Raw genomic sequence first — 24,807 nt, forward strand, 5'->3', positions numbered from 1 at the left:
ACCCGACCCTCGACCACTGGGCCAAGGAACACGATGTCAAAGGCCACACGCCGGCCGAGATGGCGCCGTGGTTCGAGAAAATGGAACAACGCCTGGGCGTCGCCCCCTGGGTGATCCCGCCCAACGCCAACAACGACGTGATCCGCAAAGGCTGCGAAAAACTCGGCTACGCCTGGCATGTGATCCCGCGCAACGTACGTGGCTGTTGGAACCTGGGCTACTGCGGCATGGGTTGCCCGACCAACGCCAAGCAATCGATGCTGGTGACGACCATCCCGGCGACTTTAGAAAAAGGGGGCGAGCTGCTCTATCTGGCTCGCGCCGAAAAGCTCGTGATCAGCGGCGACAAGGTCACGGGGTTGCAATGCGTGGCGATGGACGAGCGCTGCGTCGCACCTACCGGACACACGATCACGGTCAAGGCCCGGCATTACGTGCTGGCCGGTGGCGGGATCAACAGCCCGGCGCTGCTTATGCGCTCTGAGGCGCCCGATCCGCACAAACGGCTGGGTAAACGGACTTTTCTACACCTGGTGAACATGTCGGCCGGGCTGTTCGACGAGGTGATCAACCCGTTTTATGGCGCACCACAGTCAATCTATTCCGACCATTTCCAATGGCAGGACGGCACCACCGGAAAAATGTCTTACAAACTCGAAGTGCCGCCGCTGCACCCGGCACTGGCCACGACCCTGCTCGGCGGTTTCGGCAAGGAAAACGCCCAACACATGGAAAACCTGCCCCACACCCACGCCATGTTGGCGTTGCTGCGGGACGGCTTTCACCCGGACAGCCCCGGCGGCAGCGTCGAGTTGCGCGGTGACGGCACGCCGGTGCTCGACTATCAGGTTTCACCCTATGCCTGGGATGGATTGCGTCGGGCGTTCCACAGCATGGCCGAGATCCAATTCGCGGGCGGTGCCAATGCGGTGATGCCAATGCACGCCGACGCTCGCTACGTGAAAACCCTCGCCGAAGCGCGCACGCTGATCGACAGCCTGAGCCTTGAGCTGTATCGCACACGCCTGGGCAGCGCCCATGTGATGGGCGGTTGTGCCATGGGTGAAGACCCGAAAAACGCCGTGACCGACAGCCTCGGCCGGCATCATCAGTTAGGCAACCTGTCGATTCATGACGGCTCGCTGTTCCCCACCAGCATTGGCGCAAACCCGCAATTGTCGGTCTACGGGCTGACGGCGCAGCTGGCAACTTCTTTGGCCGAACGTTTGAAAAACCCATGAAAATGGAGAATATTCCAATCGTCTATAGTGCTTTCTTACCCAAAAGGCGACTTGGCCGACCGGGAAGGCTGCGATACCATCCGACTCCCCAACGGACTCCCGCCAGGACGACGCGATGAACCGAGTGTTGTACCCAGGTACCTTCGACCCTATTACCAAGGGCCATGGCGATCTGGTCGAACGCGCCGCGCGCCTGTTCGATCATGTGATCATCGCCGTCGCCGCCAGCCCGAAGAAAAACCCGTTGTTTCCCCTGGAACAGCGTGTGGCGCTGGCCCGCGAGGTCACTAAACACCTGCCCAACGTTGAAGTCGTCGGCTTCTCGACGCTGCTGGCGCACTTTGCCAAAGAGAAGAACGCCAATGTGTTCCTGCGTGGTTTGCGTGCGGTATCGGACTTCGAATACGAATTCCAGCTGGCCAACATGAACCGTCAGCTGGCACCGGATGTGGAAAGTCTGTTTCTGACCCCGTCTGAGCGTTATTCGTACATTTCTTCGACGCTGGTCCGGGAAATCGCAGCCCTGGGCGGCGATATCACCAAGTTTGTCCACCCTGCGGTGGCGGACGCCCTGAACGAGCGCTTTAAAAAGTAGGAGCTGCCGTAGGTTCGGGCCGCGTTCGGACGATCTTTTCCCCTTGATCGCGTCCGCGTGCACTGCGGGCGCCAATGCGGCACAATTGTGCGCATTGGTTTATTGCGCCCGGGCCTTCCGCCCTGGCTGGAGTTAGCATGTCCCTGATCATCACCGACGATTGCATCAACTGCGACGTCTGCGAACCCGAGTGTCCGAACGCCGCCATCTCCCAGGGCGAAGAGATCTACGTGATCGACCCGAACCTGTGCACCCAGTGCGTCGGCCACTACGACGAACCTCAGTGCCAGCAAGTGTGCCCGGTGGATTGCATTCCGTTGGATGAGGCGCATCCGGAGACTGAAGAGCAGTTGATGGAGAAGTACCGGATCATTACCGGTAAGGCTTGAGTCATTCGGCGACTTTGAAGACGCCATCGCGAGCAAGCTCACTCCCACATTGAATCTGCGCAAATTTCATGTGGGAGCGAGCTTGCTCGCGATGAGATGTAACTGACCTCACTCCCGCTGCTCAAACCCCTCCCCGATACACCCCAGACACCGCACAAACGCCGCTTTCGCCGGGTCGACCACCAACGCCTGCCCCGCATCGCCGACGCCGCCGCCCAACGCGGTAAACGGCAACGACACCACAAACGCTCCGGCACCAATCACCGTCGCCACGACCAGCAAGGGTCGGGCAATCAGCAAATCGCCGATCATGGCGTACGCCGGGGGATTCTGGATGGTGTAACGCGGGTCGCCGCTGCCCGTGTTTGCTGCCAGCGCTGGCGCACCGACGCTCAGCAGCAAAACGACGACAACGGTTCGAAACAGGTTCATGGCACGGTCCTTGGGCTAGGCAGTCAGAACACTGACTATAGACCCTGGGCGTATCAGCTCTGACAACGCGGGCAAAAGACGCTGGCGCGCTGCCCGAGCTTCACTTCCCGCAACTCCGTGCCACAGACCTTGCAGGGCGCACCGCCACGGCCGTACACGAACAGTTCCTGCTGAAAATAACCCGGCTGACCGTCACCGCCGATAAAGTCGCGCAGTGTGGTGCCGCCGCGCTCGATAGCGGCTGCCAGGATGCGTTTGATCTCGATCGCCAGTTTCAGATAACGCGCCCGAGAGATGCTTTTGGCCTCACGACGCGGGTCGATACCCGCGGCGAACAACGCTTCGGTGGCGTAGATATTGCCCACGCCGACCACCACCGCGTTGTCCATGATGAACGGTTTGACCGCCATGGATCGCCCGCGGGATTGCTGGAACAAGCGCTCGCCGTCGAACAGGTCGGTCAACGGCTCCGGCCCCAGGCGAATCAACAATTCATGGTTGAGCGGATCGAGGCTCCAGAGCATCGCGCCAAACCGTCGCGGGTCGGTGTAACGCAAGGCCAGGCCGGATTCCAGTTCGATGTCCACATGCTCATGCTTGGCCACCGGCGTGCCGACTTCCACCAGACGCAGATTTCCCGACATCCCCAAATGGCTGATCAGCGTGCCGACTTCGGCATTGATCAGCAGGTACTTCGCGCGTCGCTCCACCAGCACGATGCGCTGGCCAGACAGCCGCACATCCAGGTCTTCGGGAATCGGCCAGCGCAAGCGCCGCTCACGCACGATCACCCGGCTGACGCGCTGGCCTTCCAGGTGCGGCGCAATCCCGCGGCGAGTGGTTTCGACTTCAGGCAGTTCCGGCATGGTGCTCTCGAATCAGGCTGTGCAACGCTCAGCGGTGAGCGCCAAGGTCGCGAATCGTTTGTTTAAGGGTCTCGAAGTCGTAGTCCGAGAGGCCGACATAATCGAGAACCAGCGGAGCGATGCTGTTCCACTCGTGGTCATCACGCTGGTTGCCCAGCACCCGGAAGGACGCACAAATGTGCTCGGCCATTTTCAGGATCGCCAGCAGGTTTTTCAGCTGACTGTTGCGCGACGACTCATCGCTGAAGATCGCTAACGCATTGTGGTGATTGGCGATGGCGGCGGTGACATGCTCGGGCAGGCGCCAGGATTTGGCGGTGTAATAACCCACCACCGCATGATTGGTATTGAACACCCGATTCTCAGTGTCCACCACCCGACATTCGGCGCTGGCACTGGCGTAGGCCTCTTCCAGAACGGTCATGTAGTTGGGGAAGCGCTGGAGCATCAGCGGCACGCCGCAGTCATGGAACAGACCCAGGGCGTACGCTTCATCGCCGGCCTGGGCGCCGATGCGCTTGGCCAGGGTCAGGCAGGTCATCGCCACGTCCTGAGCGGTATCCCAGAACCGATTCAAGGTGACGATGGTGTCGTCGTTCATCTCGCCCTTGATCGACTGCGCGTTGATCAGGTTGATGATCGAGCGGCTCCCCAGCAGATTCACCGCACGCTGAATCGAGGCGATTTTGTTGCTCAAGCCGTAATACGGCGAGTTGACGATTTTCAACAAGGCGCCAGAGAGGCCCGGGTCCTGGGAGATCAGCTTCGCGATCACCTCCAGATCCGGGTCGGGCATGTACTGTTCCATCTGCAAATCCACCATGATTTGCGGCTGGGCCGGCACGCTGATGCCTTGCAGGGACTGTTGAATCTGTTCGGAAGTCAGCTCTGGGGACATAAGTACACACTCTGGGACAGGCGGCGATTCTAACCCTTATAAAGTTGGATCCGACACCTTGGCCGGTCCATCGCCTGAAGTTTCATCAAATGACGGCACTTCCTCACCGCATGTCCATCCGCCAAACCGTGGCCGTGCGCAACACGCTATACTCCCGCTCTTTTTTCCGGAGCGACGTCATGTCCCTGCCTAGCCTGCGCCTCAAAGCCAACGCCGACCGTCGCCTGCGAAACGGCCACTTGTGGGTCTACAGCAACGAAATCGATGTAGCCGCCACCCCGTTGAACGGCTTCAAGGCCGGCGACCAGGCGATCCTCGAGGCAGCCAGCGGCAAGCCGCTGGGCGTCGTTGCCATGAGCCCGAACAACCTGATCTGCGCCCGCCTCTTGTCGCGCGACATCAAGTTGCCGCTGGACAAGTCGCTGCTGGTGCATCGCCTGAACGTCGCGCTGTCCCTGCGCGATCGCCTGTTCGACAAGCCGTTCTATCGCCTGGTCTACGGCGATTCCGACCTGCTGCCAGGTCTGGTAGTCGACCGTTTCGGCGACATCCTGGTGGTACAGATCGCTTCGGCAACCATGGAAGCCCATAAAGAAGACGTGATCGCAGCGCTGACCCAAGTGATCAAGCCTAGCGGCATTCTGTTCAAGAACGACTCCGCTGCCCGTGATGCTGAAGGCCTCAACCGCTACGTCGAAACCGTGTTCGGCCTGGTGCCGGAGTGGGTTGCCCTGGAAGAGAACGGTGTGAAATTCGAAGCACCCGTCATCCAGGGACAGAAAACCGGCTGGTTCTATGACCACCGCATGAACCGCGCGCGTCTGGCACCTTATGCCAAAGGCAAACGCGTGCTGGACCTGTACAGCTACATCGGCGGTTGGGGCGTGCAAGCTGCAGCTTTCGGCGCCAGTGAAGTGTTCTGCGTCGACGCTTCGGCCTTCGCCCTCGACGGCGTCGAGCGCAACGCCGCGCTGAACGGCTTCGCCGATAAAATGACCTGCATTGAAGGCGACGTGTTCGAAGCCCTGAAAGAGCTGAAAGCCAGCGAAGAGCGTTTCGACGTGATCGTTGCCGATCCTCCGGCGTTCATCAAACGCAAGAAAGACATGAAGAACGGTGAAGGTGCCTACCGTCGCCTGAACGAGCAAGCCATGCGCCTGCTCAGCAAGGACGGCATCCTGGTCAGCGCTTCGTGTTCGATGCACCTGCCCGAGGACGATCTGCAGAACATCCTGCTGACCAGCGCCCGTCACCTGGACCGCAACATCCAGATCCTGGAGCGTGGCGGTCAGGGCCCGGATCACCCGGTTCACCCGGCCATCGCCGAAACCCGCTACATCAAGAGCATCACCTGCCGTCTGCTGCCAAACAGCTGATTACGCTGGTTTGACGGGGAGCCAGCCGGCTCCCCGTTCTGTTATCTGTAATTGAATTCTCCAACTTCCTACTCCAGCGGTCTTAATGACTTGCAGGACGTTTCGCTTTGTCTTTTATTTTAGCGGACAGAACTTACAATATTCATCCAACCCTCAGATCGATCCGACAAGATTACTGGAACATTCCTACTCAATCTCCCCTTGATAAGAACTCATTACAAACTATGATTAAGTCGTCACAAAGGAGTGACACTCACTATCAATTACAAGGAGTTCAAAACATGAAAGCAATTACTCTGGAAACCAACAAAATCGCCAACCTGGCTTTTCTGGTTGCGCCAAAAGTCCGCTAAGTAAATGAAACGCTGGGGAGTGCCGGCTACCCAGCGTTTTCTATGGCAAAGACCAGAGTGAGTCGCCAATCATGCAGATAAATCCTTATATATTCATACTTCCTCGCACGCCCGACCTAATAGTCTGGGATTACAAGAACCACAAACAGTTCGAATTAAATCTTGAATATTCAACCCGTCTCGCACACCTTATCGACAAGCCTGAACAGTTTGATGACAACAGCATAATAGACACGCAACTCCTGAACGCGGGAATACTCACAACGTCAATACAAGACACCCTTGAATGGGGCTGGGATGAACTGTCGAAGATATTTCATATCGGCACCAAGAACATTCCTTGTGAATATGTCCCCCAAGATATTAATGAATGGTCGAGACACTATCTGGACCATTGCGCCGAAGTACTGGCCACTCCTGCCCCGGAGGTCAGACTCACAGAACGCCCGACAAGCGAGCGGATTGCCCTGCCCCAACCTTCCTGTCTGCCGCAAAGCGCACTTGCAAAGACGTTGATCGACCGAAAGACCTGTCGCTCCTTCACGGGTGAAGGGGTTTCTCTCGACGATGTGGGCACTCTTTTGTATTTGTCCGTTGGTTATCTGCGTGAGCGCGACAACGACATCGACGAAACCATCGTTGAAGGTCTTGGCGCCCGGCGCAGCAGTCCATCCGGTGGCGGGCTGAATGCCTGCGAAGGTTATCTTCATGTTCAGAACGTCAGCGGCCTGAATCCCGGGCTCTACGCCTACCACCCCGACGAACATGCGTTGAGCTTCGTCAATCCGGTGCCTGACTCACCCTTGGGCCAATTGTTGTGTGGGCAGCATTTCATCAACAACCTGCCAGTCGGCCTGTTCATCACCGCTCGCTTCGACAAACTGTGGTGGAAATATGAACACTCGCGGGCCTACCGAATGGCTTACGTCGAGGCAGGTCATATTTCCCAGACCTTTCAACTGGTGGCCACCGCACTTGGGTTAAGCACCTGGCTGACCGGTGCGTTGGCGGACGATCAGGTCGAAACGTTGCTGGGGATCGAGGACAGCGCCGAACAACCGTTGTTTTTTGTGGGCTGCGGCCAGAGTGACGGTCAAGTGATGTGCAAGGAATTGAAAGCACTGCTAAGCAGCCGAGACTTACAACAATGACCGAGCCTCGCACAGACGACCTGTCACTGCCCGACGCCTGGGCACAGCGCTTCACCCTCGACGACTGGAACACCCGAGCCTCGGTACGCAACAGCGAGCATACCTATCAATTGCCATCAGATCTGGAACGACAACTGGAAACACGACACTGGTTCCCGCCCGCCTTCCTGCCCTACCTGAATCACCCGGCCATCGAAGCAGCCGGCAGCGCGATCACCCATCGATTATCGGCCAACCATCTGGTGTACTTCCTCGACTACACCACCCGGCTCGAACATCGAATCGTCAACCGCTCCGTGGAAACCATCGTCCACGATGAGCTCGGCGCGTCCATCCCCCGACGGATGAAAACAGCCGCCCTCCAGCTGTACACCGATGAGGGTTATCACGCCCTGTTCTCCAATAGTCTCGCCGAGCAGATAGCCGACCTCTACGGCATGACCCAACGCCCGGTGATGCCGCGCCGCATTACCCGACTGAACGCCCTGATTTACCACAGCCCAGAGAGGCATAAGGCGCTGGCCTGGTTTCTCGTCGGTTTCGTATCCGAGACCATCATCGCCAGGGAACTGCTCGAGGTTTGTCGCAACGAGTTGGTGTCCAGCGTCCAGGAAATGCTCAGGGACCACCTCACCGACGAGGCCCGACACAGTCGTTATTTTTGCGAAGTGTTCCATTATCTGTGGCTGACCCTGAACAGAAGCCAACGCACGTTCGCCGCGAAGCTGCTGGTGGACATCATCCTGATGTTCTTTGAGGTCGATGAGCGATGGCTGAAGGAAAGCCTGAACAGCGTGGGCCTCAGGGAGAATTGCGTCGCAGAAATCCTCAGCGCCCTGACCGGCCCGCAAGCCTGCCTTCAGCGCGCCCGATCAGGTGCAGGCGCGACGCTACAGGCAATGGAAAAGGCAGGTTTTTTCGACCTGCCTTTTAACCAGCAGCTCTTCGCACAGGCAGGACTTGTCGATGGATGAAGGAAAATCTGCGGTCAGTGTCAAACACCGCCGAGCCACGGTCATTCTGTTGATGACCATGACGCTGCTCGGCGTCTTCCCCCTCGATGTGGTGCTCCCGTCCTTTCCCGCTCTTTCTGACTACTTTCAGACCTCATCGTCCGAGATTGCCCTGTCCGTCAGCGTGTTCGCCATTGGTCTGGCGCTGTCCGTGGTGCTGGTCGGACCGTTATCAGACTTGTGGGGGCGCAAGAAACTGCTGCTGGCAGGTATTGCAATCGCGGTAGTCGGTGCGACGGGTTGCCTGGCTTCCAGCGAGTACAACTGGTTTCTGTTCTTTCGCGTGATCCAGGCGGTTGGTTGCGGATCGTTCGTGCTGTCACAGGCACTGGTTCAGGATTTGTTCGTCGGCAAGGAACAGGAGCGAATCAGAATCTGGATGGTGACGGGCGGCGGGGTGTTCATATCGATTTCGCCCCTGCTGGGGGCCTGGTTGCAATCGCAGCTAGGCTGGCAGGGCAGCTTTTATGTGTTTATCACACTGGCCGTCATTGTCTGGCTCAAAGCCTGCTTTCTGCTCAAGGAAAACCCGCACCGTCATACGGCGTCGCACGGACGATTTTTCAGTGCCTATTGGCGGGTGTGCTCGGATCTACGCTTCATGGGTTATTGGCTAATTTCAGCTTTGGCCTTTGCCTGCCATTTTTCGTTCATCGTCATTTCACCGATTATTTTCATGGAGCGTCTGGCGTTTTCGTCGTACGAATTTGCCTGGGCGTTACTGCTGTATGGCGTGGCCTATGTGTTCGGCGGGATTGTCGCCAGCGCCCTGCATCGGCACCTGCAAGCCAACACGCAGATAGCTATCGGTCTGGGTCTGATCGCTTTATCAGGGTTGATCATGCTGTGGTTGGCGGATCAGTTCGGCCTCTCTGCTGCCGCGATACTGATACCCATGCTGATTTGTACAGCAGGCACCACCATTTCCAGACCTATCGCCAATTCCAAAGCCATGAGTCTCTACCCACAGAACGCCGGAACGTCTACCTCGGTCGGCGGCGTGCTGATTTTCATGTTCGGTGGCGTGATCAGCGTGGTGATCAATCTTGCGTACGACGACCTGACCACGGCGCTTGCCTTGTGTTTCCTGACCTTGAGTGCCGCGGGACTTGGCTTGAATGTACTGATCACACGGCGGCATCTGGCGCTGAAGGTGGGCTGACACCTGCCGATCGTCATCCCGTACCTTATGTCAGTACTGGATCAACACTTCCCGGCATTCCCTCCTGACGCCAGCCGTGTAGAATCGCGACATTCATCGCCAGTCATCCCCCGGCGGGTTTATGAGCTCAAGCTGAAGCGCGCGGCGATCCCGCAAAGTTATCGGCAACTTCCGGACACACGGCCATTTCTGAGTGTTCCAGACGTCAATAGAAGCTCACTTCCCTTTTGATACCTGATTAGCCGCCCGGAGTGCTTCATGCCTGATTACCGCTCGAAAACATCCACCCATGGCCGCAACATGGCCGGCGCCCGCGCACTGTGGCGCGCCACGGGGATGAAAGATGACGACTTCAAAAAGCCGATCATCGCCATTGCCAACTCCTTCACCCAGTTCGTACCGGGCCACGTCCATCTCAAGGACCTGGGCCAACTGGTCGCCCGCGAAATCGAACGCGCCGGCGGTGTCGCCAAAGAATTCAACACCATCGCCGTGGATGACGGCATCGCCATGGGTCACGACGGCATGCTGTATTCGCTGCCGAGCCGCGAAATCATCGCCGACTCCGTCGAGTACATGGTCAACGCCCACTGTGCCGATGCGATCGTCTGCATCTCCAACTGCGACAAGATCACCCCTGGCATGTTGATGGCGTCCCTGCGCCTGAACATCCCGGTGATCTTCGTGTCCGGCGGCCCGATGGAAGCCGGCAAGACCAAACTGGCCAGCCACGGCCTCGACCTCGTCGACGCCATGGTGATCGCCGCCGACTCCAGCGCTTCTGACGAGAAAGTCGCTGACTACGAGCGCAACGCCTGCCCGACCTGCGGTTCGTGCTCCGGCATGTTCACCGCCAACTCGATGAACTGCCTGGTCGAAGCCCTCGGTCTGGCATTGCCGGGCAACGGTTCGACCCTGGCCACCCACAGCGACCGCGAACAGCTGTTCCTGCAGGCCGGCCGCACCATCGTCGAGCTGTGCAAGCGTTACTACGGCGACAACGATGAGTCGGTATTGCCGCGCAACATCGCCAACTTCAAGGCGTTCGAAAACGCCATGACGCTGGACATCGCCATGGGCGGTTCCACCAACACCATCCTGCACTTGCTGGCCGCGGCCCAGGAAGCCGAGATCGACTTCGACCTGAAGGACATCGATCGTCTGTCCCGTCACGTGCCGCAACTGTGCAAAGTTGCGCCGAACATCCAGAAGTACCACATGGAAGACGTACACCGTGCCGGCGGGATCTTCAGCATCCTCGGCTCGCTGGCCCGTGGCGGCCTGCTGCACACCGACCTGCCGACCGTGCACAGCAAAACCCTGGCTGAAGGCATCGCCAAGTGGGACATCACCCAGACCAACGACGAAGCGGTGCATCACTTCTTCAAGGCCGGCCCTGGGGGAATCCCGACGCAAACCGCGTTCAGCCAGTCGACGCGATGGGAGACCCTGGACGACGACCGTGAAAACGGCTGCATCCGCAGTGTCGAACACGCCTACTCGAAAGAAGGCGGCTTGGCCGTTCTCTACGGCAACATCGCGCTGGACGGCTGCGTGGTGAAAACCGCCGGCGTCGACGAGTCGATCCACGTGTTCGAAGGCAACGCGAAGATCTTCGAAAGCCAGGACAGCGCCGTACGCGGCATCCTCGCGGATGAAGTGAAGGCCGGTGACATCGTGATCATTCGTTACGAAGGCCCGAAAGGCGGCCCGGGCATGCAGGAAATGCTGTACCCGACGTCCTACCTGAAATCCAAAGGCCTGGGCAAAGCCTGCGCCCTGCTCACCGATGGTCGCTTCTCCGGCGGCACTTCGGGCCTGTCCATCGGCCACGCTTCGCCAGAAGCGGCGGCGGGCGGCGCAATTGGTCTGGTGCAGGATGGCGACAAAGTGCTGATCGACATTCCAAACCGCTCGATCAACCTGTTGATCAGCGATGAGGAGATGGCTGGTCGTCGTGCCGAGCAGGATCAGAAAGGCTGGAAGCCTGTGGAAAAACGTCCACGCAAAGTGACCACCGCACTGAAAGCCTACGCCCTGCTGGCGACCAGCGCCGACAAGGGTGCTGTGCGTAACAAGGCAATGCTCGACGGGCTGTAAGCGTCAGTCGCAGTAACAAAAATGCCCCGCCAAGTGCGGGGCATTTTTTTGTCTGACCAAAATTCCCCAAACACAGGGGATCAATGTGGGAGCTGGCTTGCCTGCGATGCGGACGACTCGGTCTATCTGATGCACCGCGTAGATGCCATCGCAGGCAAGCCAGCTCCCACACTTGACCGCGTTCGCCAAGACGATCCAGTTGCGCTTACTGAATCTCTTCAGGCTTCACGATCACCCAGTTCTTGTCCGCCGTCACCGGCAACCCTTCCTTGGCCTGGGCCGCCGCGTGCTTGGCCATCATGCCGTTAATCTGGGTCATGTATTTGTCTTTGCGGTTGACCCACAAGTGGATGCCACCCTTGGCCACGTCGACGCCGTGGAACAGCATGAAACCATCGCTGGTAGGTGTATCGCCGCCGACCAGAACCGGTTTTTTCCACTCATCGATGTAGGTCAGGATTGCCGCGTGCTTGCCAGCCATCCAGGTCGCCGGGGTCCATAGGTACGGGGTCAGTTCAAGGCCGAGGTTGGCCTTCTCGTCATACTTGCCCGCGGTGATCTGCTTGCGCGCCGTGGTCAGTTCGCCGGTCTTCGGGTCCTTGAGCAACAAGCTCACGCCGATCACGTTCTGCGGTTTCACGTTGTAGCCGTACTTCGGATCGGCGGCGACCATCCGCACCAGTTCTTCGGAGGCGGCGGTCATCACGTAGACCTCGATGCCGTTCTCCATCAGCTTGTTGTAGAGCTCTTTCTGGCCGGTGAAGATTTTCGGCGGGTTGACGTCGAGGTTTTTGACCACATCGCCTTCGTAATACGTAGCGGGCACCGGTTTGCCGGACGCCATCAACTCGTCGACATAACCCTTGAGCTCTGTGAGCGTGAAGCCGGAGAACACTTGAGCGACCCATGGATAGCAGACCATGTCGTCAAGTTCGCAGAGGCGATAGTAATAACTGAACAGGCTTTCCTTGTGGTCGGCGGTGTCTTTGAACGGCATCAGTTTCAAAGAGGGGTCGAGCTTCTCGCGGGTGATCAGGCCCTTGTTTTCCATGAACGGCAACAACGACTCTTCGAGGTCGTAGCGGTAACTGGTGTTGTCCATGTCGAACACCGCGTAGTTACCTTTGTTGGCGTTGGCGGCAATCATTGCGTCCAGCGCCTTGGCCTGATCGGCTGGCCAATGCTTCAAATCCGTAGCGAATACCTGGCCGGCAAGGCTCAGGCCCAACCCCAATCCCAGTGCTGCGGCCAAAAACTTCGGTGCGAGCTTCATTAGCATTTCTCCCTGATTCAAAGATATCGACGCTAACAAATTAGTGTGACAGTCCCCGTCTGCCTGCGACCGCCCGCGTCCCTTTCGCGTCAGCTGCATCTCCGACAACGACACCCTCTTATTCCAAAAACGACAGTTAACAGACCTTTTTGATATTAAATCATTAGTTTTCAAGCTGTTAGGCTTGCCGGTTCGCGGCTGCCCCGGAAGGTAGCCGGCACAAGTCTTTATCGGAGTTCCAATGAATCTGCCGCTGATCCTCAATCTGCTGGTGTTCCTCGCCCTGCTCTTTGGCCTGGCGCAAACCCGTCACACCACGTGGAGCCTGGCGAAAAAAGTTCTGCTCGCGTTGGTGCTGGGCGTGGTCTTCGGTGTGGCCCTGCACACCGTTTACGGTGCCGGCAACCCGGTACTGAAAGCCTCGATCGGCTGGTTCGATCTGGTGGGTAACGGTTACGTGCAGTTGCTGCAAATGATCGTGATCCCGCTGGTGTTCGCCTCGATCCTCAGCGCCGTGGCCCGTCTGCACAACGCCTCGTCGCTGGGCAAGATCAGCTTCCTGACCATCGGCACACTACTGTTTACCACCGCCATCGCGGCGCTGATTGGTATCGGTTTGACCAACCTCTTCGGCCTGACCGCCGAAGGCCTGGTCGCTGGCACTCAGGAAATGGCCCGTCTGCAAACCATCCAGACCGACTACGCGGGCAAGGTCGCTGACCTGAATGTGCCGCAGCTGTTGCTGTCGTTCATTCCGCAAAACCCGTTCGCCGACCTCGCTCGCGCCAAGCCGACCTCGATCATCAGCGTGGTGATTTTTGCTGCGTTCCTTGGGGTCGCGGCGTTGCAACTGCTGAAAGATGACGTCGAGAAAGGTCAAAAAGTGATCAACGCCATCGACACCCTGCAAGCCTGGGTGATGCGTCTGGTGCGTCTGGTGATGAAGCTGACCCCGTACGGCGTATTGGCGCTGATGACCAAAGTGGTCGCCGGCTCCAACCTGCAGGACATCATCAAACTTGGCAGTTTCGTGGTGGTTTCCTACATCGGGCTGGGCCTGATGTTTGTGGTCCATGGCCTGCTGGTGTCGGCCGCCGGGATCAACCCGCTGCGCTTCTTCCGCAAAATCTGGCCGGTGCTGACATTTGCTTTCACCAGCCGCTCCAGCGCCGCGACCATTCCGCTGAGCATCGAAGCCCAGACCAGCCGTTTGGGTATTCCACAATCCATCGCCAGTTTCGCCGCGTCGTTCGGCGCGACCATTGGCCAGAATGGCTGTGCCGGTCTGTACCCGGCGATGTTGGCGGTGATGGTTGCGCCGACCGTGGGTATCAATCCGCTGGACCCGCTGTGGATCGCGACGCTGGTGGCGATTGTGACGCTGAGTTCGGCCGGTGTGGCTGGCGTGGGCGGTGGTGCGACGTTTGCCGCGTTGATCGTGTTGCCGGCGATGGGCTTGCCGGTGTCACTGGTGGCGTTGCTGATTTCGGTTGAGCCGCTGATCGACATGGGTCGTACGGCGTTGAACGTGAGTGGTTCGATTACGGCGGGGGCGATTACCAGCCAGATCATGCAGCAGACCGATAAAGAGCTGCTGGATGCGGATGAGCATGCTGAATTGGCTCACGCTTAATCCATTTGTAAAGATCAAAAGATCGCAGGCTTCGCCAGCTCCTACAGGGTTCTACGCCGACCTTATAGGAGCTGCCGCGATCTTTTAGGCCTTTTCCCACACCTCGAAGTTGTACGCCGGCTTGTCACCTTCCGCCGGATTCGACACATCGGACACCAATTTCCACTGCCCCAAATCAAACGCCGGAAACCAAGCATCCCCCTCCGGGCTCAACGCCACGCGCGTCAGATACAACCGATCCGCCTGAGCCATCCCCTGCGCATACAACTGCGCCCCGCCAATCAGCATCACCTCATCGACGCCCTGCTCGTTCGCCCATTCCTGCGCCCGAACCACCGCCGCCTCCAGCGACGGATAAACCTCCGCGCCCTCCAACGCCAGATCCACCTGACGGCTGACCACGATGTTCAACCGCCCCGGCAATGGACGCCCGAGGGAATCCCAGGTCTTGCGACCCATGATGATCGGCTTGCCGAGGGTGGTGGCCTTGAAGTATTTGAAGTCCCCCGGCAAGTGCCAGGGCATGCTGTTGTCGACGCCGATCACACGGTTTTCACCGAGGGCTGCGATCAGGCTGAGGGGGAGTGATTTAGTCATGCCGGCGAGGATACCAGAGCCTCCCGTACCCCGATAAGCGCCACAGCGGTTATGCTCACCGTTCAATTGAGCGACGGGATGCCGCGTGACTGAACTGACTCCACTGCAAAACCTCTGGCTGACCGAGACGGTGCGCCTGCGCGAAGAACACGCCGGCCCCCTGGAGGATCTGGAAGCCAACCGACTGGCCCGCAGCGCGGGCGGCGATCTGCCGACACGTATTCAACGTCGCGCCCTGTGGCTGGCCGAGCGCGATGGACTGACCAGTGCCCTCAAACATTGGCTGCAAGGTGCGCGGCTGGCACTGTTGGTGCTGGCTGTTCTCGCCGTTGCCAGCGGCGCCGGCCTGGCGATTGCCGCGCTGGGCGACGGACAAACCCCGGTCAATGTGTTCTGGGCCTTGGGCAGCTTGCTCGGACTGAACCTGATTCTGTTGCTGAGCTGGGCGTTGGGCCTGGCCTTCGCTGGCGAACACGGCGCCACCCTCGGCCGCTTATGGTTATGGCTCAGCGAAAAACTCGCTCGCGATGCCAAAGCCGCGCAACTGGCCCCGTCCCTGCTGCTATTGCTGCAACGACAGAAACTCAATCGCTGGGCAGTCGGCGTACTGGTCAACGGTTTGTGGTTGCTGGCAATGCTCAGCGCGCTGGTGATGCTGTTGATGCTGATGGCGACCCGGCGTTACGGCTTCGTCTGGGAAACCACGCTCCTCGGCGGCGACACCTTCGTCGCCATGACCCAGGCCCTCGGCGCCCTGCCGGCCATGCTTGGTTTCAACGTTCCGACCGTGGAAATGATCCGCGCCAGCGGCGATGCCGCACTCAACATCGAAAGCGCCCGTCAGGCCTGGGCAACATGGCTGGTCGGCGTGCTGGTTGTCTACGGTGTTTTACCGCGACTGTTGCTGGTGCTGTTCTGCCTGTGGCGCTGGAAAACCGGCCAAGCGACATTACATCTGGATTTGAACCTGCCCGGTTACGCCCAACTGCGCGAACGGCTGATGCCGACCAGTGAACGCCTGGGCATCAGCGACGCTGCGCCAGAGCAATTGCATCGTATTGAAAGCGGCGTCAGCGACCTGCAAAGCGATGGCGCGTTGTTGGTCGCCATCGAGCTGGACGATCAACGCCCCTGGCCGCCGCCACTGCCGAAAACCGTGAGCAACGCCGGCATCCTCGACAGTCGCGAATCCCGGCACAAACTCCTCGAACAGCTGAGCCGCTTCCCCCCGGCACGTTTGGCCATTGCCTGCGATCCGCGACGTTCGCCGGACCGCGGCAGTCTGGCACTGATCGCCGAACTGGCCCGCAGCGCCAGCGCCACCCGCGTCTGGCTGCTGCAAGCACCGCCGGGCGAAGCGCTGGACGCCGAAAGGCTGGGCGACTGGCACGTGGCACTGCAGCAACTGGACCTGCCGTTCGCCGATTGCGCGCCGTTGAACTGGCTGGAGAGCGGTCATGACTAACCCCTGGAAACCGCCCTTGAAACTCGCCGTGGTCGGCCACACCAATGTCGGCAAAACCTCGTTGCTGCGCACCCTGACCCGCGATGTCGGTTTCGGTGAGGTGTCTCATCGCCCCAGCACCACACGACACGTCGAAGGCGCGCGGTTGTCGGTGGACGGCGAGCCTTTGCTCGACCTCTACGACACCCCCGGCCTGGAAGACGCCATCGCCCTGCTCGACTACCTCGAACGTCTGGAACGACCGGGTGAACGCCTCGACGGTCCGGCGCGTCTGGCGCGCTTTCTTGAGGGCAGCGAAGCCCGGCAGCGCTTCGAACAGGAAGCCAAGGTGCTGCGGCAACTGCTGACCTGCGACGCCGGTCTCTACGTGATCGACGCCCGGGAACCGGTGCTGGCCAAATACCGCGACGAACTGGAAGTGTTGGCCAGCTGCGGCAAACCGCTGCTGCCGGTGCTGAACTTTGTCAGCAGCGCCAACCACCGCGAGCCGGATTGGCGCGAAGCGTTGGCACGCCTCGGCTTGCACGCGCTGGTGCGCTTCGACAGCGTTGCACCGCCGGAGGATGGCGAACGTCGACTGTATGAAAGCCTCGCGCTGCTGCTGGAAAACGCCCGCCCACAACTTGAACGCCTGATCGCCGATCAGCAAGCCCAACGCCAGGCCCGGCAACAGAGTGCGGCGCGGCTGATTGCCGAATTATTGATCGACTGCGCCGCGTGCCGGCGCAGCGTGGTCAGCGAAGCCGAGCTAGAACAGCAAGCCATCAACGAACTGCGCAAAGCGGTTCGACAACGGGAACAACGCTGCGTCGAAGCGCTGCTCAAGCTCTATGCCTTCCGCCCACAGGACGCGGCGGCCAGTGACCTGCCGCTGCTCGATGGCCGCTGGAGTGACGACCTGTTCAACCCGGAAACCCTGAAACAACTCGGCGTGCGAGTCGGTGGCGGTATCGCGGCCGGCGCGGCAGCCGGCGCCGGGGTCGACTTGTTGGTGGGTGGCCTGACCCTCGGCGCGGCGGCACTGGTCGGCGCGATTGCCGGTGGCGCGCTGCAAACCGCCCGCAGTTATGGCAGCCGCTTGCTGGGCAAAATCAAAGGCCAACGGGAGCTGACCGTCGATGACAGCGTGCTGCGGCTATTGGCATTGCGTCAGCGGCAACTGCTGCAAGCGCTCAATGCGCGTGGGCATGCCGCGATGGACAGCATTCAGGTCGCCACGCCCCAGGACAAATCCTGGCGCGAAGGCAAACTGCCCGAAGCGCTGAACAAGGCGCGGGCGCATCCGCAGTGGTCGTCGCTTAATCCTCATCCGAAGTTGAATCAGGCGCAAAGGCAGGAACAGATCGAAGTGCTGGCGCAGCAGCTTTAAAGGTCCGCAATCTGAGGTGTCGGCCCTGGCCCCATCGCGAGCAAGCTCGCTCCCACATTGGATCTATGATCGACGCAAATCCCCTGTGGGAGCGAGCTTGCTCGCGATGGCAGCCACTCGGTCGTGAAGCTCTACGCAGCCAGCAGGCGCAACGCCTTTTCTTTCAAGAGACCAAGGTCGATCACCGGCACTCCCATGTCCTTGGCCTGTTCATCCCACTGCCGCATCCGCAGGCTGACCGCACACAACGGATCCTTCTCGAAGGCTTCAGCCTCGGCTGCGGTCATCACCCCACCCTGATATTCCAGGGTCCGGCGGCTGGCTTCACTCAAGCGCTCGTAGTACCCAGGCTCTTTGAGCGTCAGGTAACGCTTGGCTTGAACGTGGTATTCCACAAGCCGCGCCATGCGCTCGCTGAAACCTGCGCGGCGTAAGTAATCCGCGCCCAACCGCTCGTGACTGACCACGCCGAAGCCGCCCATGCTCTCTGCGCTCTCGGCGCAGATATGCCCGACGTGGAAGAACGCCGCCAGCACCACTTCATCATCGAAACCTTCGGCCATCGCCCGTTCAGCGGCCTGTGACATGTGCTCGATCTGCGACACCGGCTCGCCGATGTAATCGCTGTCGCCAAAGCGCTCGTACAACGCGAACACCTCGGCAATCACTTGCGCATTGCGGTCCATCAACGCTCTCCCAACAGAGTTGCGACGTTACGTTCAGCCATCGCCGGCCCGACGCTCATGCCAACACCGGTGTGCATCAGTGCCACGCTCACACCCGGCATCGGACGCAGGAACGAGAACGGCCCCGGTCCACGAGAACCATAGACACCCTGCCAGCGTTCCACCACTTGCACCTTGCAGCCCAACGTCTGCTCGGCCAGTTCAATCATCCAGTTGTCCACTTGCTCGGCATTGAACGGCGACGGGTCGCTGCCGTAATGGTGGGAGTCGCCGATGATCAATTCACCATACGGCGTCGGACTGATCAGCAGGTGAATGCCGTTTTCATGCAGGTGCGGCGCGTCTCGCAGAATCTGCGCCTGCACCGCCGCTGCTTCCGGCAGATCGGCAAACGCACCGTAGTGCACGCAGCTCAAACCGGTGAGCAACGCGTGTTGCAGATTGAGGTTGATTTGCGGTCGAGCGCGGAGCATTTGCAGGCGGCAGATTTGCGGGTTGAGTTCGGCGATCGGCTCGGCCAGCAGCGTCTGATAATCGTGACCGGAACAGACGATGATCTGTTCGGCGCTGAAGGTTCCGGCGGTGCTGTGCAAGCGGCTGGGCTCGATGTCGCGCACGAGTGTGGAGAAGTGAAACGCGACGCCGAGTTCGCGGCGCAGGTAATCGATCAACGCTGGAATCGCTTCACGGGAATACAGTTGCTGATCGTCCATGCCGTGCAACGCGGCGCGGTGATGGCTGAATTGGCCGCCATACAAATCACGCAATGCAGCGCCGCGCAACAGGTCGACGCGGTAACCGTGTTCCACGGCGCGACCGGCGCAGAAGGCTTCCAGCAGGTGTTCTTCGGCTTCGGTGCGGGCAAACAGGTACGAGCCGTTGCGCTTGAGTTGCAGACCGGCGAGTTGCGCCCATTGACCCCAGATCTCGCGACTAGCCTTGGCCAGTTCAAGCATCAGCCCCGGTGGTTGGCCGGTGACCAGTGCTTGACCGAAGTTGCGCACCGAGGCGCCCAAAGGCGTTTCGCTACGCTCGAAAACGGTAACTTTCAGACCGCGCTTGGCGGCGGCGTAGGCGTGGGACAGGCCGAGGATACCGGCGCCGACGATCAGCATGTCGTTGTGTTGTGTCATGGAGTTTTGTCCTGAACTCAGGACCGCTATCGCGAGCAAGCTCGCTCCCACATTGGATTTGTGATCGACGCACATCCCCTGTGGGAGCGAGCTTGCTCGCGATGAGGCCCTATCAGCCTACGAAGACTTACTTGGCAGCCACTTTCTCGGACTTGCCGTCATAGCGCTTGCGCCATTCGGTCAGGATTTCGTCGCGATTCTTCGACGCCCAGGCAAAGTCGTTCTTGATCAAACGCTGCTCATAGTCCGCCGGCAATTCGGTCTGCGGCTTGGCAATACCTGGCTGCGCGAGCACCGCAAAGTTCTCTTTATAAAGCTCCATCGCTGCAGGGCTTGCCGAGAAGTCGGCCAGTTTCTTCGCCGCGTCTTCATGCGGTGTGCCCTTGATCACAGCCGTCGCTTCGATCTCCCAGCCCAGGCCTTCTTTCGGCAGGATGATGTCCAGCGGCGCGCCTTGGCGCTTCAGTTGAACGGCTGGGTATTCAAAGGAAATACCGATCGGGAATTCACCCGCAGCCGCCAGTTTGCACGGCTTGGAACCGGAGTGAACGTACTGGCCGATGTTCTGGTGCAGGTCGTCCATGTACTGCCAGCCCTGCTTCTCGCCGAAGGTTTGTAGCCAGGCGCTGACGTCGAGGAAACCGGTGCCCGACGAAGCCGGGTTGGGCATGACGATCTTGCCTTTGTACTCAGGCTTGGTCAGGTCCTGCCAGCTCACCGGTTTGGTCAAACCCTGTTTCTCTGCTTCGACGGTGTTGAAGCAAATGGTCGCGGCCCAGACGTCCATGCCGACCCAGGCCGGCGGGTTGGCGGCGTCGCGGTAGTTGCCGCCGATCTTGCCCAGGTCCTTCGGCGCGTAGCTTTGCAGCATGCCTTGCTGGTCGAGGATCGCCAGGCTTGAAGCCGCCAGGCCCCAGACCGCATCAGCCTGCGGGCGGGCTTTTTCGGCCAACAGTTTGGCGGTGATGATGCCGGTGGAGTCGCGCACCCACTTGATCTCGACATCCGGGTTGGCCTTTTCGAAGGCTTCTTTGTAGGTCTTCAGTTGTTCGGCTTCGAGGGCGGTGTACACCGTCAACTCGGTTTTCGCCGCGAAGGCGTTCAGGCTGAAAGCAGTGAGGACAGCAGCGGCCAGGGCCATAGGCTTGAACATGATCTTTTCCTGTTTGAGTTGAGGGGTTGAATCAATGACCAGGCGCGGTCTGCCGCCAGGCTTGGGAGCGACGCAGCAAACCGCGCGAAGCCCAGGCCAGCAGCAGGGACACGCCCGCCGAGGTGAACAGAATCAAAGTCGACATCGCCGCCGCGCCGCCGACGTTGCCGGCATCGTCCATGTTCAGCACCGCCACCGCCGCGAGGATGGTGTCGGGGCTGTAGAGGAAGATCGCTGCCGACACGGTGGTCATGGCCGAGACGAACAGGTAGCGCACGATGTCCAGCAGCGCCGGCAGGCAGATCGGCACGGTGACGCGCAGGTAGTGCCGATACAACGGCGCCTTGAGCGACAGCGCGGCGGCTTCGAACTCGGCATCGAGTTGGCGCAGCGCCGTGGTGGCGGTCATTTGTGCAGTGGTCAAATAGTGAGCAATGGTGCAGACAACCAGCAGGGTCATGGTCCCGTAGAGCACATGCAGCGGGTTGCCGGTGAGGTTGAAGAAGAAGACGTAACCCAGGCCCAGCACCAGACCCGGCACCGCCATCGGTACGAAACTGAGCATGCGCAGTGTCAGATTCAGCCCGCGCTGGCCCTTGGTTTTTTCCATCAGGTACGCGCCGGTAAAGATCAGCACGCTGCCGATCAACGCCGTGCACAAGGCCATCTTCACGCTGTTGCCATAGGCCAACCAGCCGCCGCCCGCCGTGTCGTTGAACTGGTAATGATTGAGCGACAGCGACAGGTTGTACGGCCAGAATTTCACCAGTGACGAATACACCGCCATGCCGAACACCAGCAGCAACACCGCGCAGATCAGCAGCACGATGGCCAGGTAGCAACCGTCCCGCAGTTTCGACGGCGCCGGTTGAAAGACCTGCGCCCGGCCGCTCATGGAATCGCCGTGACGCCGACGCAGCCAGGCGTCGACCCCAAAACTGAACAGCGCCGGCAGCAGCAGGACCATGCCGATCAACGCGCCGCGACCAAATTGTTGTTGGCCGACCACGGCTTTGTAGGCTTCCAGCGCCAGCACCTGATAATCGCCACCGACCACTACGGGCACGCCGAAGTCGGTGATGGTCAGGGTGAACACCAGACAGAACGCCGCGAACACTGCCTGACGGGTTGCCGGCCATGTGATGCTACGGAAAGCTTTCGCCGGACTGGCGCCCATGCTGGAGGCGGCATCGAACAGTCGCGCATCCGCCAGGGACAGCGCCGACAGCAGAATCATCAGCGCGTGTGGGAAGGTGTAGATGACCTCACCCAGAACAATGCCCCAGAAGCCGTAGATATTGTCCGAGAGCAAACCGCGCAACATGCCCTGGTTGCCGAACAGATAAACCAGCGCAATGCCCGGCAACATCGACGGCGCCATCAGCGGCAACAGCGACATGCCGCGCCAAATGCCTTTGCCCGGTATCAATGTGCGTTGCAGGGCGTAGGCAAACAGGTAGGCCAGCGGTACGACAATCGCTGCGACGCTGAGGGAAACCTTCAGGCTGTTGCCCAGCAACCAGTGGAAATTCGCGCTGGTGACCAGTTCTCGTGCAGCGACCAGGCCACCGCCCTGCCCGGCTTCAGAACTGAAACCGCGCCAGAAGATCGCCAGCAACGGCATCAACACCGCGACGCTGAGCAACACCAGCAAAAGAACTTTGCCGCCGACCACGAACACCCGGTCGCCGATCTCGGCACGGGAGGTCTGCCGAACCTGCTTGTGCGGTATCGGCAGCGCGATGTTCGCGCTCATCAGGCAAATACCTGCAGGCTGCGCGGTGGCAAGGCGACCATGATCTGCTGCGCGCCGAGGCGCGGCATGGCTTCTGGCGCCAGTTCCGCCAGCAGCGCATGACCCGGCAGTTGATCGAGTTCGAAGCTCATGCGGCAGCGGTTGCCGAGGAAGGTGATTTCGCGAACCTTGGCCGGGAACAGGTTTTCTTCATGCACGGGCGGGTTGACGTTGATCGCTTCCGGGCGACAGAACAAACGGCCAGATGCGGTTTTCGCGCTGCCTTCGGCCAGGCGCATGTTCATCCCGCCGACCTGGGCATGACTGTCGCTGCTACGGCGGAATGGCAGCCAGTTGCCCTGGCCGACGAACTCCGCCACAAACGGCGTCGCCGGACGGTCGTAGATTTCCTGCGGCGTGGCGTATTGCTCGACCTTACCGTTGTTCATCACGGCGATGCGGTCGGCCATCAGCATGGCTTCGTCCTGATTGTGGGTGACCATCAGGGTAGTGATGCCGAGGTTGCGCTGCAGTTGGCGCAGTTCGGTGCACAGATGCTCGCGGACTCGGGCGTCGAGGGCCGACATCGGTTCGTCCAGAAGCAGCAACGAAGGTGCCGGCGCCAGGGCCCGAGCCAGTGCGACACGTTGCTGTTGGCCGCCGGACAATTGGCCAGGGTACTTTTTCTCACTGCCGATCAGGCCGACCAACTCCAGCATCTGACCGACACGTTTGCGCACTTCATCGCGACCACTGCCGGCGAGGCCGTAGGCAATGTTCGCTTCGACGGTGAGATTGGGGAACAGCGCGTAGGACTGAAACAGAATGCCGTAGTCCCGCGCCTGGGGCGCCAGGTGGGAAACGTCGCGATCACCGAGGTACAACTCGCCGCCGTCCTGTTTTTCAAGACCGGCGATGCAGCGCAATAAGGTGGTTTTTCCGCAGCCCGACGGACCGAGCAGACACACCAACTCACCGGCCGCCACGTCGAGGGAAACGTTATCCAGCGCGGTGAAGGCACCGAAGCGCTTCTGCACGCCGCGGACTTTCATCGGGGCGCCGGGGTTGGTCAGGGCAGTTGCGATCGAGTGGTTCATGGACAGGCCTCATCAAGCAGATGGAGGCCATCCTAGATTTGTAATGCGTCCGTCATGTGGCAGTGAGGCAAAAATGGCTGATAGTGGTATTCAAGGATTTGGGTTGCTTGGACTGACGCCATCGTCGGATCGCCGCCCGGAGCAAGCTCGCTCCCACAGGGGAATGCATTTCAATGTGGGAGCGAGCTTGCTCGCGATGAGGCCCTAACAGGCGACGAAGATCTTAAGCCGGAGCCATTTCCTGCGCCAACCCCAGAAACGCCGCCGGCAGCCGCGCACCTTTTCGCTCTTTGAGGCAGTACAAATACTCGGGAATCTGCGGCGCATTCTCGATGGTCAGCACGCGCAGTTGCGGATCATGCGGCACTTCCTGCCGGGCAATGATGCTGATGCCGATATTGCGCAACACCGCCTCACGGATCGACTCACGGCTGCCAATCTCCAGCAGCGGCCCGAAACTCACCCCGGCGCTGGCCAGCAATTCCTCGGTCAGACGTCGAGTGGTCGAGCCCGATTCGCGCATCAGTAACGTATGCCCGGCCAACGCACTGAGCGGCACATGGTCGTGGACCGCCAGCGGATGATTGCGATGCACCGCCAGCACCAGCGGATCGCTGCCGAGCACCCGGCGAATCAGCCGCGCATCCTCCAGTAACTGCGAAGACGCAGCGATATCGACCCGGTAATCCTCCAGCGCTTCAAGTACCTGCTGGGAGTTGCCGATCTCCACTGACACTTCCACCTGCGGCAAGCGCTCGCGAAAGGTCTTCACCAGATCGAGGATGTAATACGGCGCGGTCGCGGCGATGCGCAACGTGCCTTGGACCTGACCGCTGTTACGCAGGAAAAACTCGATGTCGGCTTCCTGCTGCAACAGCGCCTTGACCATCGGCATCAACCGCGCACCTTCATCGCTGACGCTGAGGCGGCGGCCGCCACGGTAGAACAGTTCAACCGAGTACTGACTTTCCAGATTGCGAATCTGCGTGGTCACGGTGGGTTGGCTCAGGCCGAGTTTTTTCGCCGCCAGGGTAATGCTGCCCAGGCGGGCAACCATGTAAAACGCCTTCAGCTCGGCACTCAGCACACC

General features: G+C 60.0%; 22 protein-coding genes. 11 read left to right on the forward strand and 11 right to left on the reverse strand.

Translation table 11 applies throughout. The features are described 5' to 3' along the window. The 3 genes from WLY71_RS02750 to WLY71_RS02760 all read left to right on the forward strand — a co-directional run. Positions 1 to 1,241: GMC family oxidoreductase N-terminal domain-containing protein (locus WLY71_RS02750; RefSeq protein ID WP_347802407.1), on the forward strand; the 1,241-nt coding region annotated here is incomplete at its 5' end. 115 nt (positions 1,242 to 1,356) lie between these two features. After that, complete coding sequence (gene coaD, locus WLY71_RS02755) at positions 1,357 to 1,836, forward strand: pantetheine-phosphate adenylyltransferase (RefSeq protein ID WP_008150570.1); 480 nt, start codon at positions 1,357 to 1,359, stop codon at positions 1,834 to 1,836. A gap of 137 nt (positions 1,837 to 1,973) precedes the next feature. Continuing rightward, a complete protein-coding gene (locus WLY71_RS02760; RefSeq protein ID WP_038358877.1) occupies positions 1,974 to 2,225 on the forward strand; it encodes a YfhL family 4Fe-4S dicluster ferredoxin in 252 nt (83 codons plus the stop codon). 108 nt (positions 2,226 to 2,333) lie between these two features. On the opposite strand, the gene WLY71_RS02765 is transcribed toward WLY71_RS02760, so the two are convergent. Genes WLY71_RS02765 through WLY71_RS02775 form a run of 3 tightly spaced genes read right to left on the reverse strand, consistent with a single transcriptional unit; the run spans position 2,334 to position 4,367 of the window. Further along, positions 2,334 to 2,657: a multidrug transporter gene (locus WLY71_RS02765; protein ID WP_347802408.1), complete on the reverse strand. Its 324-nt coding sequence runs from the start codon at positions 2,655 to 2,657 to the stop codon at positions 2,334 to 2,336. A gap of 53 nt (positions 2,658 to 2,710) precedes the next feature. Further along, on the reverse strand, positions 2,711 to 3,523 hold the full coding sequence (gene mutM / locus WLY71_RS02770; protein ID WP_347802409.1) for a bifunctional DNA-formamidopyrimidine glycosylase/DNA-(apurinic or apyrimidinic site) lyase: 813 nt from the start codon (positions 3,521 to 3,523) through the stop codon (positions 2,711 to 2,713). A gap of 28 nt (positions 3,524 to 3,551) precedes the next feature. Then, positions 3,552 to 4,367, reverse strand: coding sequence for an HDOD domain-containing protein (locus WLY71_RS02775; RefSeq protein WP_161990868.1), 816 nt, complete (start codon positions 4,365 to 4,367; stop codon positions 3,552 to 3,554). Between the two features lie 233 nt (positions 4,368 to 4,600). Between WLY71_RS02775 and WLY71_RS02780 the strand changes: the two genes are divergently transcribed. From WLY71_RS02780 to ilvD, 5 genes are all read left to right on the forward strand, one after another. Beyond that, entirely contained in the window at positions 4,601 to 5,797 is a 1,197-nt protein-coding gene (locus WLY71_RS02780) for a class I SAM-dependent rRNA methyltransferase (RefSeq protein ID WP_347802410.1), read from the forward strand. A gap of 424 nt (positions 5,798 to 6,221) precedes the next feature. After that, positions 6,222 to 7,301 carry a SagB family peptide dehydrogenase gene (locus WLY71_RS02785; RefSeq protein WP_347802411.1) on the forward strand — a complete coding sequence of 360 codons (1,080 nt, stop codon included), beginning with the start codon at positions 6,222 to 6,224 and terminating at the stop codon, positions 7,299 to 7,301. After that, positions 7,298 to 8,275: a diiron oxygenase gene (locus WLY71_RS02790; protein WP_347802412.1), complete on the forward strand. Its 978-nt coding sequence runs from the start codon at positions 7,298 to 7,300 to the stop codon at positions 8,273 to 8,275. The genes WLY71_RS02785 and WLY71_RS02790 overlap by 4 nt, the downstream gene beginning before the upstream one ends. Further along, positions 8,268 to 9,476: an MFS transporter gene (locus WLY71_RS02795; protein ID WP_347802491.1), complete on the forward strand. Its 1,209-nt coding sequence runs from the start codon at positions 8,268 to 8,270 to the stop codon at positions 9,474 to 9,476. The genes WLY71_RS02790 and WLY71_RS02795 overlap by 8 nt, the downstream gene beginning before the upstream one ends. Before the next feature lie 258 nt (positions 9,477 to 9,734). Then, complete coding sequence (gene ilvD, locus WLY71_RS02800; RefSeq protein WP_347802413.1) at positions 9,735 to 11,576, forward strand: dihydroxy-acid dehydratase; 1,842 nt, start codon at positions 9,735 to 9,737, stop codon at positions 11,574 to 11,576. Between the two features lie 205 nt (positions 11,577 to 11,781). On the opposite strand, the gene WLY71_RS02805 is transcribed toward ilvD, so the two are convergent. After that, positions 11,782 to 12,849 carry an HAD family hydrolase gene (locus tag WLY71_RS02805; RefSeq protein WP_347802414.1) on the reverse strand — a complete coding sequence of 356 codons (1,068 nt, stop codon included), beginning with the start codon at positions 12,847 to 12,849 and terminating at the stop codon, positions 11,782 to 11,784. Positions 12,850 to 13,090: 241 nt separating this feature from the next. Between WLY71_RS02805 and WLY71_RS02810 the strand changes: the two genes are divergently transcribed. After that, positions 13,091 to 14,482 (forward strand): L-cystine transporter, encoded by a 1,392-nt coding sequence (locus tag WLY71_RS02810; RefSeq protein ID WP_347802415.1) that lies wholly within the window; start codon positions 13,091 to 13,093, stop codon positions 14,480 to 14,482. Positions 14,483 to 14,566: 84 nt separating this feature from the next. Here WLY71_RS02810 and WLY71_RS02815 read toward each other — a convergent pair whose 3' ends face one another. After that, positions 14,567 to 15,079: a dihydrofolate reductase gene (locus WLY71_RS02815; RefSeq protein WP_347802416.1), complete on the reverse strand. Its 513-nt coding sequence runs from the start codon at positions 15,077 to 15,079 to the stop codon at positions 14,567 to 14,569. An 85-nt stretch (positions 15,080 to 15,164) separates the two neighbouring features. Here WLY71_RS02815 and WLY71_RS02820 point away from each other — a divergent pair, with 85 nt between their 5' ends. After that, the gene (locus WLY71_RS02820; RefSeq protein ID WP_347802417.1) at positions 15,165 to 16,544 is read left to right on the forward strand and encodes a DUF2868 domain-containing protein; all 1,380 of its coding nucleotides are present in this window, start codon (positions 15,165 to 15,167) and stop codon (positions 16,542 to 16,544) included. Then, positions 16,537 to 17,913 carry a GTPase/DUF3482 domain-containing protein gene (locus WLY71_RS02825; protein WP_347802418.1) on the forward strand — a complete coding sequence of 459 codons (1,377 nt, stop codon included), beginning with the start codon at positions 16,537 to 16,539 and terminating at the stop codon, positions 17,911 to 17,913. Before WLY71_RS02820 ends, WLY71_RS02825 begins: the two co-directional genes overlap by 8 nt. A 131-nt stretch (positions 17,914 to 18,044) precedes the next feature. Here WLY71_RS02825 and WLY71_RS02830 read toward each other — a convergent pair whose 3' ends face one another. The 6 genes from WLY71_RS02830 to WLY71_RS02855 form a co-directional block, all read right to left on the reverse strand. Beyond that, positions 18,045 to 18,599 carry a phosphonate degradation HD-domain oxygenase gene (locus tag WLY71_RS02830; protein ID WP_347802419.1) on the reverse strand — a complete coding sequence of 185 codons (555 nt, stop codon included), beginning with the start codon at positions 18,597 to 18,599 and terminating at the stop codon, positions 18,045 to 18,047. Further along, entirely contained in the window at positions 18,599 to 19,732 is a 1,134-nt protein-coding gene (locus WLY71_RS02835) for a TIGR03364 family FAD-dependent oxidoreductase (RefSeq protein WP_347802420.1), read from the reverse strand. The genes WLY71_RS02830 and WLY71_RS02835 overlap by 1 nt, the downstream gene beginning before the upstream one ends. Positions 19,733 to 19,859: 127 nt before the next feature. After that, complete coding sequence (locus WLY71_RS02840) at positions 19,860 to 20,885, reverse strand: putative 2-aminoethylphosphonate ABC transporter substrate-binding protein (RefSeq protein WP_017341316.1); 1,026 nt, start codon at positions 20,883 to 20,885, stop codon at positions 19,860 to 19,862. Positions 20,886 to 20,916: 31 nt separating this feature from the next. Next, a complete protein-coding gene (locus WLY71_RS02845; RefSeq protein ID WP_347802421.1) occupies positions 20,917 to 22,641 on the reverse strand; it encodes a putative 2-aminoethylphosphonate ABC transporter permease subunit in 1,725 nt (574 codons plus the stop codon). Further along, positions 22,641 to 23,717, reverse strand: a complete 1,077-nt coding sequence (locus tag WLY71_RS02850) for a putative 2-aminoethylphosphonate ABC transporter ATP-binding protein (RefSeq protein WP_347802422.1) — start codon at positions 23,715 to 23,717, stop codon at positions 22,641 to 22,643. The genes WLY71_RS02845 and WLY71_RS02850 overlap by 1 nt, the downstream gene beginning before the upstream one ends. A gap of 223 nt (positions 23,718 to 23,940) precedes the next feature. Next, complete coding sequence (locus WLY71_RS02855; RefSeq protein ID WP_347802423.1) at positions 23,941 to 24,804, reverse strand: LysR family transcriptional regulator; 864 nt, start codon at positions 24,802 to 24,804, stop codon at positions 23,941 to 23,943. Positions 24,805 to 24,807 lie beyond the last annotated feature (3 nt).

Source organism: Pseudomonas rossensis (assembly GCF_039888995.1).
Lineage (GTDB): Bacteria > Pseudomonadota > Gammaproteobacteria > Pseudomonadales > Pseudomonadaceae > Aquipseudomonas > Aquipseudomonas rossensis.